The sequence below is a fragment of the Dysgonomonas sp. 25 genome (assembly GCF_010501075.1).
GTDB lineage: Bacteria > Bacteroidota > Bacteroidia > Bacteroidales > Dysgonomonadaceae > Dysgonomonas.
In genome coordinates, this window is sequence record NZ_QVMN01000035.1 from 1 (window position 1) to 371 (window position 371).

1 protein-coding gene is annotated in these 371 nt (G+C 42.9%); it reads right to left on the reverse strand.

Annotation, left to right across the window (positions count from 1 at the left end; translation table 11 throughout):
• Positions 1 to 371 (reverse strand): LCP family protein (locus D0T66_RS16100; RefSeq protein ID WP_185154856.1); only part of this gene is annotated, 371 nt, incomplete at both ends.

A 371-nucleotide genomic window follows, 5' to 3' on the forward strand; every position in this document is an offset into this window, starting at 1 on the left:
CTGAGCCCCTCTAAAAAAAGCGGGATCAACTTCTGTATAGTCATTATTCATTGTGATGGGTACCCCACCAATTGCGTCAACGATTCCAGGAATTCCTGCAATATCCAAGGATAGGTAGGAGCGTATGGGAATATCATGAATCACCTCACTTACCAAGTCTTTGGTAAGCTGAGCACTCTTCTTGCCGCTATCTCCGTAGGAGTATTGAAGCGCTATCTGCGCTTGATAGTCTTGAATATAGTCACCCTTTCGGTCATACATTTTCACATTCACCATGGCTTCTCTAGAAATTGTAACCAGGGTTGTGGTTTTTTTACTTTTGTCCAAGACAAGAAGAATCAAACTATCACTTTGCCCACCTTCTCCGGATT